The 13878-nt window shown below is 36.7% G+C and carries 16 protein-coding genes, 1 pseudogene and 1 other annotated feature; of the genes and pseudogenes, 8 read left to right on the top strand and 9 right to left on the bottom strand.

Annotated features, from left to right (window positions below; genetic code table 11):
- Positions 1–292 precede the first annotated feature (292 nt).
- Together CRO56_RS06335 and CRO56_RS06330 are read right to left on the bottom strand one after the other, a co-directional pair.
- On the bottom strand, positions 293–1435 hold the full coding sequence (locus CRO56_RS06335) for a hypothetical protein (protein WP_097157767.1): 1143 nt from the start codon (positions 1433–1435) through the stop codon (positions 293–295).
- A complete protein-coding gene (locus CRO56_RS06330; RefSeq protein ID WP_097157766.1) occupies positions 1432–1941 on the bottom strand; it encodes an RNA polymerase sigma factor in 510 nt (169 codons plus the stop codon). The genes CRO56_RS06335 and CRO56_RS06330 overlap by 4 nt, the downstream gene beginning before the upstream one ends.
- 186 nt (positions 1942–2127) lie before the next feature.
- Between CRO56_RS06330 and CRO56_RS06325 the strand changes: the two genes are divergently transcribed.
- Positions 2128–2529 carry a cytosolic protein gene (locus CRO56_RS06325; RefSeq protein ID WP_097157765.1) on the top strand — a complete coding sequence of 134 codons (402 nt, stop codon included), beginning with the start codon at positions 2128–2130 and terminating at the stop codon, positions 2527–2529.
- A 55-nt stretch (positions 2530–2584) separates the two neighbouring features.
- Here CRO56_RS06325 and CRO56_RS23590 read toward each other — a convergent pair whose 3' ends face one another.
- The 3 genes and pseudogenes from CRO56_RS23590 to CRO56_RS06315 all read right to left on the bottom strand — a co-directional run bounded on the left by CRO56_RS23590 (position 2585) and on the right by CRO56_RS06315 (position 4479).
- On the bottom strand, positions 2585–3199 hold the full coding sequence (locus tag CRO56_RS23590; protein WP_425427182.1) for a methyl-accepting chemotaxis protein: 615 nt from the start codon (positions 3197–3199) through the stop codon (positions 2585–2587).
- Positions 3200–3346: 147 nt separating this feature from the next.
- Positions 3347–3877 (bottom strand): annotated as a pseudogene (locus tag CRO56_RS23585) (protoglobin domain-containing protein); the annotation flags it as partial.
- Between the two features lie 206 nt (positions 3878–4083).
- Complete coding sequence (locus CRO56_RS06315) at positions 4084–4479, bottom strand: hypothetical protein (RefSeq protein ID WP_097157763.1); 396 nt, start codon at positions 4477–4479, stop codon at positions 4084–4086.
- 372 nt (positions 4480–4851) lie between these two features.
- On the opposite strand from CRO56_RS06315, the gene CRO56_RS06310 reads away from it, so the two are divergent.
- The 6 genes from CRO56_RS06310 to CRO56_RS06285 all read left to right on the top strand — a co-directional run bounded on the left by CRO56_RS06310 (position 4852) and on the right by CRO56_RS06285 (position 9116).
- Positions 4852–5694, top strand: coding sequence for an SPFH domain-containing protein (locus CRO56_RS06310; protein WP_097157762.1), 843 nt, complete (start codon positions 4852–4854; stop codon positions 5692–5694).
- Between the two features lie 9 nt (positions 5695–5703).
- Positions 5704–5889, top strand: coding sequence for a type II toxin-antitoxin system antitoxin (locus CRO56_RS06305; RefSeq protein WP_097157761.1), 186 nt, complete (start codon positions 5704–5706; stop codon positions 5887–5889).
- 185 nt (positions 5890–6074) lie between these two features.
- Positions 6075–6278 carry a DUF1657 domain-containing protein gene (locus tag CRO56_RS06300; protein ID WP_097157760.1) on the top strand — a complete coding sequence of 68 codons (204 nt, stop codon included), beginning with the start codon at positions 6075–6077 and terminating at the stop codon, positions 6276–6278.
- Positions 6279–6316: 38 nt separating this feature from the next.
- Positions 6317–6523 (top strand): DUF1657 domain-containing protein, encoded by a 207-nt coding sequence (locus CRO56_RS06295; RefSeq protein WP_097157759.1) that lies wholly within the window; start codon positions 6317–6319, stop codon positions 6521–6523.
- A 19-nt stretch (positions 6524–6542) separates the two neighbouring features.
- Positions 6543–7400: a DUF421 domain-containing protein gene (locus CRO56_RS06290; RefSeq protein ID WP_097157758.1), complete on the top strand. Its 858-nt coding sequence runs from the start codon at positions 6543–6545 to the stop codon at positions 7398–7400.
- Between the two features lie 63 nt (positions 7401–7463).
- Positions 7464–7672 (top strand) — a binding site (T-box leader).
- Positions 7673–7772: 100 nt separating this feature from the next.
- On the top strand, positions 7773–9116 hold the full coding sequence (locus CRO56_RS06285) for a sodium-dependent transporter (RefSeq protein WP_097157757.1): 1344 nt from the start codon (positions 7773–7775) through the stop codon (positions 9114–9116).
- 279 nt (positions 9117–9395) lie between these two features.
- Here CRO56_RS06285 and CRO56_RS06280 read toward each other — a convergent pair whose 3' ends face one another.
- The gene (locus tag CRO56_RS06280; RefSeq protein ID WP_097157756.1) at positions 9396–9764 is read right to left on the bottom strand and encodes a hypothetical protein; all 369 of its coding nucleotides are present in this window, start codon (positions 9762–9764) and stop codon (positions 9396–9398) included.
- Positions 9765–9893: 129 nt separating this feature from the next.
- Positions 9894–10475 (bottom strand): lysophospholipid acyltransferase family protein, encoded by a 582-nt coding sequence (locus tag CRO56_RS06275; protein ID WP_097157755.1) that lies wholly within the window; start codon positions 10473–10475, stop codon positions 9894–9896.
- Between the two features lie 159 nt (positions 10476–10634).
- On the opposite strand from CRO56_RS06275, the gene CRO56_RS06270 reads away from it, so the two are divergent.
- A complete protein-coding gene (locus CRO56_RS06270; protein WP_097157754.1) occupies positions 10635–11108 on the top strand; it encodes a hypothetical protein in 474 nt (157 codons plus the stop codon).
- A gap of 61 nt (positions 11109–11169) precedes the next feature.
- Here CRO56_RS06270 and CRO56_RS06265 read toward each other — a convergent pair whose 3' ends face one another.
- Together CRO56_RS06265 and CRO56_RS06260 are read right to left on the bottom strand one after the other, a co-directional pair.
- A complete protein-coding gene (locus CRO56_RS06265; protein WP_097157753.1) occupies positions 11170–11817 on the bottom strand; it encodes a response regulator in 648 nt (215 codons plus the stop codon).
- Positions 11792–13651, bottom strand: coding sequence for a GAF domain-containing sensor histidine kinase (locus tag CRO56_RS06260; RefSeq protein WP_097157752.1), 1860 nt, complete (start codon positions 13649–13651; stop codon positions 11792–11794). The genes CRO56_RS06265 and CRO56_RS06260 overlap by 26 nt, the downstream gene beginning before the upstream one ends.
- Positions 13652–13878 lie beyond the last annotated feature (227 nt).

The following is a 13878-nucleotide window of genomic DNA, read 5'->3' as shown; positions in this document are numbered from 1 at the left end:
TATTCAATCAACAAATAGCTAACTTATCCAAAACACGAATATTTAATGAGGAAAGGGCTTGAATGGTCCGTTGTTTTACGATTGGTTTTGCTAAAAATGGGCAGACTTCTCCCTATCATGCTAAAACCATTTGAAAAACAACAGACAAACTCATTGGCCTTTTTTCCTCCCTAATGTAAAAAATTAGAATCTACCCTTATATTTTACAAGAAGAAAAAGGAAAATGTAAAGAATTTCTTTCTCAAAAAAAGAAAGGGCCCTTTGCCTTAGCAAGAGGTCCCTTCCAGTATTTTTATATTGTCCATTCATCATGAATAATCGCAACTAATTTTAAAGCTCCATCTTCAGCTTGTTCAAACACAAGATTTAAACTTCTCCAGTCCATTCCTCCATATTGCTCTGTTCCTTTAATATGGAATTCAACGACAGTCGAATCAGGGAACTTTTCTTTAATATTATTAATCGAATTCCCTCTTTGCAGAATGGAATCAATATTCATTTCATGAGCTTGCACATAATCATGATCATATACAAAACGGCTATAATATTCTTTTGCTGTCATCTCCATCGGTTCGCCGCTGCCGTCAAAGGTTCCCCATAAGTAGGTGTCGGAAGCTGCTAATAACATGGTTACCTCATCTTGAGTAAATACTAATGCATCGTCTTGAATATATACGTACGGAGAAAACAAAAGCCCTTTAACCGGGTGGACATGCTGTGCAAGAATTGCTGTATCTTTATTAGCTAATGCCTGGATAATCTCTTGGGCCAGTTCTTGGACACTGGATTCCGGAACATTTATGACTGGATATGCCTGATAGTCCTCTGTAAAGAATATCTCTTTAAACTGATTCAGTTTAGCTTCATCTGTTTTATACCCCTCCCCATTTATGCTGACTATATTCTCTCCTGTAAAGATAATCTCCGCAATCAATTCATTCGAAGTATCGTATAATAGAAAGTTCGTATTAAATACAGAACTGGTTTTCTCTGTTTTTTCGTATGGCATTGAAACAATCGTCTTTTCGAATTGATGAATGATCTCTTTATCTTTAGTTGTATAGTGCGTCTCCTCTCCTGTTACTTGATCAGTTCGAGCTACTAACTTGTGAAAATCAGCTTCAACGATAAAATCTGTCGGATAAATTGGTGCTTGTGGATTAGGCTGAACCTCAGGGTTTTCAGTTGGCCGGTTTCCTCCATGACTATCGAAATAACTAAATCCTAAAAACAAAGCTAAAATTACGACCGCCACACTTGAAAGTCCTACAGTCAATCTCCTCATCCAGCTTCCTCTCCTTTTTTTCATCTCCCATTTAGTCACCTCTGCCATTAAAATTTCATGAATTTCATATTGCTTTTCTTCTGCAAGCTTAAAATTTGGAAAGCTGTTTAATTCTTTTTCAATCTCATGTAAAGGCTTTTGCGTTCTCATAGTTCAATACCTCCTTGCGATTCACGAAGTGCTTTAAGGGCGCGATGATAAGTGGTGCGAACTTTTTCTTCCTTCCAATTTAGAATAACTGCTGTTTCTTTCGTATCCATTTCTTGAATCCCCCGTAAAATCAGTACGTCCCGGTAGGTTTCGTGCAGCCTTTGAATTGCTTTGTACAGATCCTGTTTCGTTTCGTTATTCTCAAATATTTTCTCAGGTGTAAGGGGATCGTTGGCTGCAATTCTTTCTGTAAATGAGATCATATGATGAAACCCTTTTGACTTTTTCTTGCGGTACTCATCAATCGCTACATTTCTGGCAATTTTTATAAGCCAGGTTTTTGGAGAAGACTCCCCTTTAAAGCCATGGAGACTCCTTAATGCTTTTATATATACCTCTTGAACTAGATCTTCCACATCGGTGCTCCCCATGTAATACACAAGGAAGTCATAGATATCGTGGCTATATTGAAAAAACCATTCTGAGATCGTTCGTTTTGCTGACATGGTGTTACCCCTCGCTCATCTTTTATATCTATCTATTTAGACGAAAACATTTGTCAGTTATGACACTTTATTTTAAAATTTTTTAAAATGAGTAATTCGCACAAAAAAGTAATCATTCTTAAACCATTTGTTTACTTCTCACGTGTCCGGTACATCCTATAGAGGAGATAAGCTGGAGGTGATCCGATGAAGTCATTAACCGTCAATTTTCATGCGGAAGATGCAGTTGAAACGATGAATGTAAAAATAATGGAGGAAGATGATTTTAATAAGGTAACAGAAAACGGGACAAGGCATTTATTTGAACTTGACACGAATATCGGCTTTTTCGTGTTTTTTGATGGTGAAGATGCAGAAGGAAATTTGCATTATCTATGCCTGCTTTATGAAGAAGAAAACGAAGATCCCACCTATTGTTTTTCTTTTGACTTACAAGACTTTTATGAATTTATGGCGCTTTATTTAAACGACCTCGAATTCCAGGAAGAGGAAGCAGCCGAGGGAGAAGAACAAGAATACGGCCCAATTCATCATTTAGCACACCTGTTGTACCACATTGTTGAAGATGCAAAGCAACTTGATATGTAAACATCCAAGAAAAAATGCACTCTAGCTAATGAGTGCATTTTTTCAAGTTTTTCAGTCAATCCATTTCTTCGGTTATCTCAGTCAGGCTGTTCGCTGAGATGGCTACCTCTTCAAAGGCATCCCCTATTTCATTGACAATATTTATAAAGTAATTAAGTTCGTTTTCAATTTTATTATTTTGCTGTTTCGTTTCCGCCATCGTTGATAAGATCTGCTCAAAATGACTTTCTGTCTCTGCCATGCTTAAATTACCGTCTTTCGCCGCACTCTTTATCTTTTCTAGAGAAAGAGTCAGCTTTTCAACCTGGGAATTGGTATTCAAAATTAATGCAGAAACACTTGAAACAGAATTCTTCGTTTCTTCAGCAAGCTTTTGGACTTCGCCCGCTACTACAGCGAAACCTCTTCCCGCTTCACCCGCACGAGCTGCTTCAATCGATGCATTTAGGGCCAGCAAATTCGTTTGCTCAGCGATCTTTTTTACGATTTTTACGATTTCTTGCATTTGACTCGTAATGTCTAGTAATACTTGAACATCGCTCGAAATATCATTCACAGTTAAGTCAATCTTCGAAATTGTATCATCTTGTTTTTGCAGTTGGTCTTTGCCCTGTTTTGCACGTTCCTCTGCTAAATTGGATAATTGAGATCCCTTTTGGGCAAGAGCCACAATTTCATTCGATTGAGCGAGCAGCTGTTGAAATGAAGCATTTGTCTGTTCTGATACAGCAGCTAAGTTTTGTGATTGACCTGCTACATGGTTTCGAATAATCCCTTTTTCTTCCTCTATCAGAGCTCTTAACCTTTCCGATTCTTGATCGTAGGCTTCCAGCACTAACTGCTGTTCTAAATTCAAGATCTTCGTTACAGCCTTGACGGCGGCAAAAATATCATCGCGATGCTGGATTTTGTTTTCAATAATGCTGATTAAGGAAAGGAGCAAATCCTGAAAAGCACACATATACCACTTTGTTTGTAAGCCTATTTTTACATGAACCTGAGCAATGCGTCTTCTTTTATCAAAATATGTATCATCGATTTTACCGTCAAACATTTCCGTTATATGGCTCTTCAGCGTTTTTTTTAATCTTTCAATGGAACTATTATCATTGATGATTGTTAACAAGGACACTTCATTTTCCAAATTCCGATAAAATTGACCGACGATCTCATCAATTTTGTCCATAACAAGTGGCTGCAGACTATGAATATACTTCAAATCTGTTTCCGTCAGGTCAATCATTTTAATTTGCTTTTCAACATCTAATCCCTTTTTAATGTTTATCGCTACTTTTTGATTAGAAACATCCAGTTTTACATCTGATTGCTTCACTTTTTTAAATATCATAGGAACCCTCCGAAATCTAGTTCTAGCTGCTAATAAATCGTACCATAATTTTCATATAAAAAGTATCTTAATTGGAGGAATACTTTGAAAAAAATAGACATTTTTTTAAAACAGCCAGAGTGACAGATCCCATTATATTGATTTCAGTCATTAAAAAAATCTATATAAAACAAAAAGACCGTCAATTGACGGTTCCGTTCAACAGTTTACTCCTCTTTCACATTTAAGTTTTTATAAAAATGATCCACAATAGGTAAAATCTCTGGTTCTGTATGATAGTAATGTCCGTTAAATCGAGTTAATGAGAATGAAAATGTATCTTTTTCATTCTCATAAAGTGCAATTGCATAATTAAATCCATCCCGATCCTCTTGATTTTCTTCTGGTATAAATTTTATGTCTTTTATCTTATCTAGAAAATTTGCAATAACAGTTTGGTCTGTAACTGTTTTACTGTACCCGGTGTTCCCATCTAAAATCCTGATTTGGGTTACATCATTTAGGTTTCCTTCATAGAATTGTTCCAGGGTTTTGGTTTCTAAGCCACAGGTACTAAGAATAATGATTAGAACAAACACGACAACCGAAACAATTGCCTTCAATTCTCTCCCCCTTTGATTGACTAAAATTTATACATGTTTTTTTTAGATCCTGGCATCCTATCTTTAAAGATAATTAAATAAAACACGGAATTCGAGGTGACAAAAGAAGAAGTACAGCAGGCATTAAAATCTTATGATAAAAATAGAAAAACAGATGAAAGGCGACCTTAATTAGGTTGCTTTTTTTTATCAACGGAGCAAGTTTACCTAAATTCCTCCCTTTTTTCATACCCCCATTTTATCATCGTTTACATACGAAAAATGGAAAATAAATGTTTCGCTTTTTATTTTTTTCTTTTTCATTTACATATCCTTACAAAAGTGATATCATAATAGTATCAAATTGATTTATATTTTAGGGGGATTGTTCTAATGAAAGAAAATAATGCAAGGCATATTAATGGATTCTTAGGTGTTTTGCTATTTGTCGTTTTTATCGGAGCAGCTGTGTTTTCACTGATTAATCAAATTATCCCGCTCGGTATCGTGTTAGTATTGCTTGCGGTCCTGGTTGCTAGCGGGATTACGGTAATACAGCCAAACCAAGCCGTGGTCGTTACATTCTTTGGCCGATATTTAGGAAGCATTCGCAGCAGCGGATTATTCCTTACCGTTCCGCTTACTCTAAGAAAAACCGTTTCCTTACGAGTTCGAAATTTCAACACAAAAAAGCTCAAAGTCAATGATGTCGAAGGAAACCCAATTGAAATTGCAGCAGTCGTTGTTTTTAAAGTAGTTGACTCTGCCAAAGCAGTATTTGATGTTGATAATTATGAGGAATTTGTAGAAATACAAAGTGAAACCGCGATCCGCCATGTGGCTACCAAATACCCATACGACACCTTTGAAAATGTTGAAATTACGCTGCGCGGAAATGCCGAAGAGGTTTCAAATGAACTATCTGTTGAATTACAGGATCGTCTTGAAGTTGCCGGTGTTAAAGTAATGGAAGCAAGACTAACTCACCTGGCATACTCAACAGAGATAGCAAGCGCGATGCTTCAGCGTCAGCAAGCAACTGCCATTGTATCAGCTAGGCAAAAAATCGTAGAAGGTGCAGTTGGCATGGCACAAATGGCGATCCAGCAATTAGAAGAAAAAGAAATACTAGAGTTAGATGAAGAACGTAAAGTCGCAATGGTCAATAATCTGATGGTCGCAATCGTATCAGATCGTGCTGCCCAGCCGGTTATCAATACAGGAAGTTTATATTAATAGGAAATCATGGCTAAAAAAAAGAGCTTCCCTTTACGGATTGACCCTGACGTTTATAAGATTATTGAAAAATGGGCAACCGACGAATTTAGGAGTGTCAACGCTCATATCGAATTCTTATTAAGAGAATCTGCGAAGCGGGCTGGAAGGCTTCCATCTAAAATGAAAAGTCAAGAAGAGTCTGATGACGATTAAACAAAACCCCTGTATCGAAACTTAGCCGATACAGGGGTTTTTCACTTTGTTTTTTGTTTTACCAATACCCCGATACGATAGCCATTCCATATTTTTACAAACAATTCCATGCGAATATTTTTTAAAGGTTCAGTCATACTACAATTGAAGCAATTTCACACACTTAAGAAAGAAGGAATGAATGAATGACAGTAGGAAGTCAGGTTAAACAAACAATTGCTGGATTAAAAAGTGCGCAAGCAAACTTAGAAACCTTTGCATTAGGAACACAAAACAAACAAGCAAAACAGCTTTACCAAACTGCTGCACAACAAACTCAAGCTATTATCGATTCTCTTGAGCCAAGAGTTCAGCAGATTCTGCAAGAAGAACCACAATACAATCAATAAATAGGTAGTCCTTCTAAAGGATATTTGGAGGATCTTTTATGACTATAGCCTCTAATGTAAAACAGTGTATTGCAACTATCAGTGGTATTGAAGCACAATTATCGACCCTGGCATTAAATTCTCGTGATCCAAATGCCGCAAAAATTTTCCATGAGTCGATGCTTGTGGTAGAAGAAGTAAAAAAAGATTTAAATCAGCGGTTAATGAAAATTGAAAATCAGGAGCCTCAATACCGAGGCTCCTAATTATAAAGGGTGAAATAAATTGCCTGATCATATCGATATTATTTTACGTGCACTCTTCTTTGTTGTTATATTATTTCTTATCACAAAAATGATTGGAAAAAAACAAATCTCACAACTATCCTTTTTTGAGTATGTTGCCGGAATTACAATCGGAAGTCTAGCTAGTGAGGTTATATTAAAATTGGAAACAAATATTCTAAATGGTGTACTTGCCATTTTTGTATTTGGCGGTATCGCCTGGCTAGCCGACTACATTTCTTTAAAAAGCAGAAGTGCAAGGGAATTTATTGAAGGAAAAAGCACCTTTTTAATTAAAGATGGCAAAATATTAGAAGAGAATTTAAAAAAGGAAAAGTATTCAATTGATGACCTGATGAGCTTGCTTAGAGAAAAAAATGTGTATGGCCTGTCTGAAGTTGAATCAGCTATCCTTGAACATGATGGAAAACTAAGTGTTTTTGTTAAAAAAGAAAATCAGCCACTTACTGCTAAGGATTTAAATGTTAAGGTTGCGAATGTAAAAGAGCCTAATGCTGTTATTATGGATGGACAAATTCTCGATGATGGGCTGCAAAGAGCCGGAAAGACAAGAGAGTGGCTAAATATTCAGCTTGAAAAATTGGAAGTTCTCCCAGAAAATATTTTCCTTGGTCAGGTAGATTCATATGGCGAACTCACGGTTGATGTGTATGACGACAAAAAACAAGTTCCGAGTCCTCAAGAACGTCCTCTTTTACTCGCCATGATAAAAAAATGTCAGGCTGATCTTGAGCTCTTTGCTTTAGAAACAGAATCTAAAGAAGCAAAAGATATGTTTAACAGGAATGCTACAAAACTAAATGATTTGAAGAATAAGCTCACCCCCTATTTAAGCTGATTCGGTTTATTGGAAGTTGACAATCAAATACATGCATGTTAAAAATGAATAATCATCTATACATAACATGCAATGAAGGAATTTAAGTAGCTTCTCCTTCCCTGTTTATAGAGAGCCGGTGTATGGTGGAAATCGGTACAAAAGGGAAAGTGAAATTCAGTTCTGGAGCTTCTTTTGTCTTTGACAAAAGACGGTGAATAACCGTTATAATGATGAGTGGTGAGACTCTTCGTCTCACAACTAGGGTGGTACCGCGATTAATCGTCCCTACATATGTAGGGGCGTTTTTTTATAGCTTATATCTTTTGCTTTGAATTGAATCGTCCGCATAACGGGTATTCCCTTTTAAACATCTAAATGAGGAGAGATTTTATGAGTGAACGTGAACAATGGTCCTCTAAGGTGGGATTTATCTTAGCTGCTGCAGGTTCAGCTATTGGTTTAGGAGCCATTTGGAAATTCCCATATATCGCTGGTCAAAATGGCGGAGGCGCATTTTTTCTTATATTTATTCTTTTTACCATACTGCTTGGTCTTCCGTTATTATTAGCCGAGTTCGTAATTGGACGAACTGCTCAAGACAACGCCGTCAATTCATATAAAAAAATTGCACCCGGCACAAAATGGCACTGGGTTGGGATCTTAGGTATGATTACTTCATTTGTTTTGCTTTCTTTTTACGGGGTTATTGGCGGATGGATTCTTATCTATTTATTTAAGGCAATAACAGGCCAATTGAATGGACTTTCATCAGAACAATATACAGCTGTCTTTAATGAAACAATTGCAGATCCCCTGTTAAGTATCGTATTTCAGCTTATTTTTATGCTGTTCACAATCATCGTTGTTTCCAGAGGGATCCAAAAAGGAATAGAAAGTGCCAGCCGGATTATGATGCCTGCGTTATTTGTTTTATTTATTATTTTAGTCATTCGCGCTGTGACTTTAGCAGGTGCTAGTGAAGGAATTCAATTCATATTAAAGCCAGACTTTTCAAAAGTAACCTCCCAGACACTTTTAGACGCAATGGGACAATCCTTCTTCACCTTAAGTGTGGGTGTGTCAGTAATGGTTACCTATAGCTCATACTTACCGAAAAACCAAAGTCTGCCTCATGCTGCTATTTCAATTGTCAGTATGAATATTTTTATCATATTACTGGCAGGGTTAGCGATATTCCCGGCTGTATTTGCCTTTCATTTAGAACCTAATGCCGGTCCGGTTCTTTTATTTAACGTGTTGCCTACTGTCTTTAGTCAGCTTCCATTTGGGATGTTGTTTTTTATCGCTTTTTTAGTATTATTTTTGTTTGCTGCCTTAACATCCGCCTTTTCTTTATTAGAAATAATCGTTTCGGTTATATCAAACGGAAAGCCAGAGCAAAGACTAAAATGGTCGTGGATACTTGGTTTGGCGATTTTTGCACTAGGTGTCCCATCTGCTTTATCATTCGGAATCTTAGCAGAGGTAAAGATTTTTGGTAAAACGATTTTCGATTTTGCTGATTATACAGTCAGTAATGTCTTACTTCCATTTGGAGCACTTTTAATTTCTATTTTTGTTCCATTGAAAATGAAACGTTCCCTTCTTTATAGTGAATTAAAAAAAGGAAATTGGCTAAAAAAGGGATTATTTGAAGCTTGGTATATTACAATCCGTTATGTGGCCCCTCCATTGATTGTCCTTGTTATGATGGATGTATTAGGTATATGGTAAAAACATAAAATTTTGCTAAAGCAACTGTCCTGCTAGGCATATTTTAAACGTGGCCGAATATAAATCTAGTGGGGAAACGTAAGTCCTTTTCTATGAGTAAAGAGCCGGAGGAATGAGCTTCACTTATGAAGAGGAGGCGGCTTTCGATGGATGTAGAAGTAACCATCCAGTTGCTGGTGCTCATTGTGATGATCATAGGGCTTACTCAAAAGTAGAAAGGCAAAAACTGCCCACAAAACGGGAAGAGAGCAGCTACCATCAGGTAGGTGCTCTCTTTTTTTACGCATACCATTTAACGGCATTATCTAAGGCTTTTTGATCCTTGGCTGATAACTTGGATGGTTTGATAGGAGAAACAATCGAATGCTTCTTTGATTTTTTGAACGATACAATTTGCAGATAGAATGCGTGTGTTTTTCGGTCTCCGTGTAAATATCCCTTTAAAATCTTTAAGTTACTGGAGGAACCAGTGATTTCTCCTTCGTAATCCCATTCAATTTTATGATCATATTTTCCATCGATTTTTTTCTTTAGCGCAAAGGCTTCGGCAACAGCTTCTTCTGGAGTACTGAAAAAGGAATCTGTTCGTTTAATTCCCTTCTGTTTGATTCCGTCTCCTAGTTTAGCCTGGTATATGGTTGCAGTCATATTGGTCTCCTTTCTTGTTTACACGATCGCCTTCTGTAAGAATGTAAACAACAGAAGACCCAGAGAAACAAATCCCTTATAACTAGTATACCCTTATCTGTTGCCAAGTACTACCATTCCTTAATGAAATTAATGTATGTGATCTTTTAATATTTGAATTTGTTGATTTAAAAAGTCCGTATATTTTTCAAAATCTTCTTTATGGGAAACATTTATATAGAAAGGTTCCCCGAAAATGATGGTCGGTTTTTTTCTGAGAAAAATAAGTTCTTTTAAGTAAAAAGGCCCCTTATAATAAGCTGGAACAATTGGGGTTTTCGCCAGATTTGCAATTGTGACTGCCCCTCTTTTTAATGAAACATCCTCGCTTGTTCTCATACCGCTTGGGAAAATTCCGACAACTTCTCCAGCTTTCAATAGCTTTATAGGCATTTTAATACTGCTTGGCCCTGGATTTTCTCGATTTACCGGAAAGGCATTTAACCTGGTTAAAAAGAAATCATATATTTTATTTTGAAAAAGCTCCTTTTTTGCCATAAAATGAATCGGTTTAGGTAAGACAATACCTAAAGCGACAATCTCTAACCAGCCCTCGTGCGTACATGCTACAATATAACCTTCATTTTCTGGCAGCAAATGTTTATTTTGAGTGTCAATTTTTCCAAATAAGCGAAACAATAATATCGCGATCTTCTTTGCTGTTTTATACATGTTCTCACCTTTGATTGTTAATTCATGGTAATTAGTATAAATGGGCTATAAAAAAATAGCAAATAGATTGCTATTTTACTAGGGAAACATTCACCCTATGTAGGCACTTATCATACAAATAGTAATTAGGATAAAAATTTACTACAAGGGGTTGGTCCGATGTATCCATATTATTACAATTATCGCCAGAATAATTGGGAACCTATCTTAACATTACTTCAACAAAGCTTATATGCCGAAGAAATGGTCTGTTCCATGAGCAGTGAACTTTATCATATTCCTCAAACTAAGGATTTGGAAGGAAATAATGAAATGCATAATCATCTTGTACCGGCATCCTATCACCGAGTCACTACAGTCGGATGCGCGATAAGGCTGGTCAATGGTGAAAGGCGTCAATCTATTATCGACACACTTGCAGCCTGCATTGTTAATGCGCAGAAACAAGACAGAGGTGTTAGACAATGGTTAGGAGTAATGGAACAAAACGCCAGTTCCGAATTCAAAAACTTTATTCAAATGATTATAAGATGGCAAACTCAGGCAGAATCCACCATGCAACGGGCAAAGGAAGCGGTTCGTACGATGGGGGTAAATTTTCCAGAAGAAGGTGAAGGTGCAGCACCATACTAGAGTTATCTACCAATCATATAATGTAAAAGGTTTGAGGATTATATTCCTCAAACCTTATGAGCTAATTAGAATCAGGCAAAGTTACCAGCTGATGCTGGACTGCATAAATGACCACCTGAGACCTGCTTTTTACGTTTAGCTTTTTAAAGATTTTACTGACATGAATTTTTACCGTTTTATCACTGATAAATAACTTTTCTGCTATCTCTTTGTTCGATAAACCCTCAACCAGACACTGCAATACATCTTTTTCCCGATCTGTGAGTACGGTGCTTTCTTCTTCTTGCCACTTCTGCTGATGAAAATTTAGCAACTTTTTTGTCATTGTAGGATGGATAACAGACTGGCCTCTTGCGACTGTTCTGATTGCTTCTATAACTTGATCAAAAGGAGCATCTTTTAATAAATATCCATCTGCCCCTTCCCGAATAGCTGACATAAAATATTCATCATGACTATGCATCGTTAAGATTAACACTTTTGTGTCAGGAAACTTTTTTTTCAATAATCCTGTTACCTCTACCCCGTTCATTTTTGGCATATTGATATCCATAAGAACAACATCTGGACCACAATCTCCGATTTTATGTAGTGCATCTTCGCCAGAAACGGCTTCCCCTACTACCTTTATATCTTCTTCTACCTCTAATAAGTTGCGTAAACCATCCCGAAGGATAGCATGATCATCCACCAACATAAGCTTGATCATGTTCAATTTCCCCCTCTATTCCCATTTTAGGGACAATCATAATAATCTCAGTTCCCTTTCCAGGCTTACTGTCAATTTGAAGGGAAGAGCCTATCTTTTCAGCTGCATCATTCATATGTAGAATACCAAAATGGGGTTCTTGCTGAGCTTTTAACATCGCTTCCAATAAAGAAAAGCCGATACCATCATCTTTCACTTTTAATATAATACTTTCTTTCTGATAACTTAAGAGAATGTCTACTTTGGCTGCTTGAGCGTGCTTGATAATATTTTGTACGCTTTCCTGAAAGGTTTCAAACATGATTTTCTCAACCATTGAACTTAATGTTTCGATCTTGCCGCGTTGCTCAAATGAGAAAGCAATATCGGTTTCCTGCTCAAATATTTTTATTTTTTGCTGGATTGCTGTGTGCAAGCCAACCCGTTCAGTTGGGTTGGGTCTTAATGCGTAGATTGACTGCCTGACCTGTTTTAAACTCCCCCGCAATTTCTCCATACTATCTTTCACAAGATAGATCGATTCATCTGGTGACTTCTCCCATTTACGCTGGGCAGTTTCCAGCTTCATTAATGCACCAGCTAGTGTTTGCGCTATTCCATCATGGATATCTCGCGCGATCCGGTTCCTTTCTTCTAAAAGACTGCGCTTTTCTTTGTCTAAAATTAACGTTCTTGTTTTTATAATAACTGCCAATTGGTTAGCTAGAGTTGCAATGGATTGAATTTCTCCATTATTAAAACTTTTCGTCCGGCTTCTCGCAACAGCGATGACCCCTACCGTTTCGTTATCCACAACGAGCGGAGAAAATACAAAGCTTCTAAGCTCCCTTTTAAAAAAATCATTCGCAGGAACCTGTTCCTTGTGACTATCAATTATAATCAGAGGTTTCTTCATTTTTTCAAACCATTCCATAGTTTCCTCTGAAAGTGAAGTGGAACTTGGATTCACCTTTCCATCTTTATAGCTTAGTTTCCATCTCCCATTTTCAGTTGTCCATAATACGAGGCCCTCGACATCAATTAGTTCATGAAAACTGGATTTCAATGCCACTATCCACTCTTTGGTAGGCAGTATTTTGTTGAGTGTTGTTGTTAGGGAAAAAAGTGCATTTAGCCGGTTTCGTTCAATTTTTAAGCGTGCAATTACTGAACTGAAGAGAGCAATCGCAACAAGTGGAGAGAAAAAAAAGAAAAACGTAAAAACATCAATTTGTCCCCGGTTCTGGCTCCCTAAAATAAAAAATAAACAGCCGTATGCAAAAGATATAATGCCGCTATTTAACTCAGAAAAAAGCTTTTGCTTCCATAATTGAAAAGGATAATTCTGCGGCCGTAACAATAAGACCAAATCTATTAATATATTATTTAATAGATAAAAGAAAAGGGAAATAACAAATAGCTCAATAATCTGGGTTAAAAGAACACTTTCGTGGTTTAAATTCGGAAGAAATAATCCAGAAAGAAAAACTGCAATTGAAAAACTTAACACGAGCTGGGCTGGGTTAAAGGAAACAATCCGAAATGGTCTGCGGTCCATTATGTTTACCATAAAAATAACAAGGGCATAGCTAATCATTGCTAGAGGAAGACCAAACAAAACAAATAAAACATACACGATAGGGAAACTTAGTGTCGTAAAGCCTTTCCACACGGGTACAGGAAATAATTCACATATCGCTAAAAAAATAAGTAAGATCGCATATATCCACAGATCAAACTCACCATCTACTTTAAAAAATTGCAAACCAACGTAAAACCATCCAATGAGGGATATGATTGATAAATAAATACTTGCAGGTCTTTCTGTTTTAGGGGAAGTTAGAAGCTTTTTCATAAAAAACCTCCAAAATACATCATTTAATCATTATTTGAATTTTTTGTTTTTTTCTATCCTATCGTACTTTTCCCGCCTTGAAAAGAAAAACCCAAACTGGTCCAATGATAAGTTCACTAACCAATTTGGGCAAAACCTACGAATAGGTTTGTTCTCATTAAGTTTGCCAAACGTCTCATACCATTACAATTCAGCAAACGTTCTATTTTCATAATACTTTAGTACTA

Source organism: Bacillus oleivorans (assembly GCF_900207585.1).
GTDB lineage: Bacteria > Bacillota > Bacilli > Bacillales > JC228 > Bacillus_BF > Bacillus_BF oleivorans.
This window is presented reverse-complemented; position numbering and strand designations above follow the sequence as displayed.

Excerpts from the sequence above, each read along its gene's own strand:
- CRO56_RS06260 (WP_097157752.1), bottom strand. The coding sequence starts at position 13,651 with ATGAAAAAGCTTCTAACTTCCCCTAAAACAGAAAGACCTGCAAGTATT.
- CRO56_RS06275 (WP_097157755.1), bottom strand. The coding sequence starts at position 10,475 with ATGTATAAAACAGCAAAGAAGATCGCGATATTATTGTTTCGCTTATTT.
- CRO56_RS06335 (WP_097157767.1), bottom strand. The coding sequence starts at position 1,435 with ATGAGAACGCAAAAGCCTTTACATGAGATTGAAAAAGAATTAAACAGC.
- CRO56_RS06330 (WP_097157766.1), bottom strand. The coding sequence starts at position 1,941 with ATGTCAGCAAAACGAACGATCTCAGAATGGTTTTTTCAATATAGCCAC.
- CRO56_RS06325 (WP_097157765.1), top strand. The coding sequence starts at position 2,128 with ATGAAGTCATTAACCGTCAATTTTCATGCGGAAGATGCAGTTGAAACG.
- CRO56_RS06280 (WP_097157756.1), bottom strand. The coding sequence starts at position 9,764 with ATGACTGCAACCATATACCAGGCTAAACTAGGAGACGGAATCAAACAG.
- CRO56_RS06295 (WP_097157759.1), top strand. The coding sequence starts at position 6,317 with ATGACTATAGCCTCTAATGTAAAACAGTGTATTGCAACTATCAGTGGT.
- CRO56_RS06305 (WP_097157761.1), top strand. The coding sequence starts at position 5,704 with ATGGCTAAAAAAAAGAGCTTCCCTTTACGGATTGACCCTGACGTTTAT.
- CRO56_RS06310 (WP_097157762.1), top strand. The coding sequence starts at position 4,852 with ATGAAAGAAAATAATGCAAGGCATATTAATGGATTCTTAGGTGTTTTG.
- CRO56_RS06270 (WP_097157754.1), top strand. The coding sequence starts at position 10,635 with ATGTATCCATATTATTACAATTATCGCCAGAATAATTGGGAACCTATC.
- CRO56_RS06300 (WP_097157760.1), top strand. The coding sequence starts at position 6,075 with ATGACAGTAGGAAGTCAGGTTAAACAAACAATTGCTGGATTAAAAAGT.
- CRO56_RS06265 (WP_097157753.1), bottom strand. The coding sequence starts at position 11,817 with ATGATCAAGCTTATGTTGGTGGATGATCATGCTATCCTTCGGGATGGT.
- CRO56_RS06285 (WP_097157757.1), top strand. The coding sequence starts at position 7,773 with ATGAGTGAACGTGAACAATGGTCCTCTAAGGTGGGATTTATCTTAGCT.